The organism is Candidatus Accumulibacter vicinus, assembly GCF_000584955.1.
In the GTDB taxonomy this organism is placed as follows: domain Bacteria; phylum Pseudomonadota; class Gammaproteobacteria; order Burkholderiales; family Rhodocyclaceae; genus Accumulibacter; species Accumulibacter vicinus.
This window is the reverse complement of record NZ_JDSS02000039.1, coordinates 24,848-25,820: the sequence shown is the minus strand read 5'-3', so window position 1 is coordinate 25,820 and position 973 is coordinate 24,848. Positions and strand designations below refer to the sequence as shown.

At 63.1% G+C, this 973-nt stretch carries 1 protein-coding gene; it reads left to right on the top strand.

The features are described 5' to 3' along the window. On the top strand, positions 1-973 hold a 973-nt coding region (locus CAPSK01_RS17445), incomplete at both ends, for a hypothetical protein (RefSeq protein ID WP_273703984.1).

Below are 973 nucleotides of genomic sequence, written 5' to 3'. Positions count from 1 at the left end.
CGCCTGCCTGGTGCATGGCTATGCCGCAGGCGGCGCGACGATGACGCTCGATAGCCTGACCGTCACCGGCAACGTCGCCACGGCGACTAAAAATCCGCATGGGCTGACGATGTTGGGCGCGGTCGGGCCGGTGGTGCGCATTGCCGGGGCAACTCCGGCGGCGCTGAACGGCGACTGGCGCGTGACCGTCACCGGCGCGGCGACGTTTACCTTTGCCACCACCGGGATCGCGGACGGAACGGCCACCGGAACGATTACCGCAAAACGTGCGCCGCTGGGCTTTAGCAAAGCCTATGCGGGGACCAACAAGGCCGCTTATCAGGCCGATGATCTGCTGTCTTCCCGAATGTTTCTGCGGATCGATGACGCCGGAATCTCCAGCGCCGCCGCGTATGCCCGCGTCGTCGGCTATGAAGCGATGACGGATATTGACGCCGGAACCAAGCCGTTCCCGACCGAGGCTCAGCAAAGCGGCGGCGGCTATTGGCATAAATCCAACGCCGCCAACGCGACGGCCAGGCCGTGGATGATCGTCGGGGACTCGCAGGGGTTTTATCTGCTCGTGCAGCAGGATGGTTCTGCGGCTAACCAGATCGGGATGATGTTCGGCGACATCAACAGCGATCACGCCGGAGATGCCTACCGAACCTTGCTGGTGTCGGGTGTTAATGCGACCGCCAGCAACGGCAGTTCTTTGCAGTCGTTTAACAGCCAAAGCGGCCATGCCATGCCCCGCAGTTATTTAGGCACCGGCGCGGCGATCCAGCCGATAAAATACGGCGCTCAACTCCAGGCGCCGGGAATGGGCTATGCCGGGGCGACCTACCCCAATCCGGGCAATAACGCATTTTTGTGCAGTGCGGTGGAGGTGTGGGATTCCGCCAGCGTCGCCCGAGGAACTTTGCCGGGCCTCTATGCGCCGCTGCATCCCGCAAGCAGTCTCACGGACCACGCCTTGCAAACGGCGATTGCC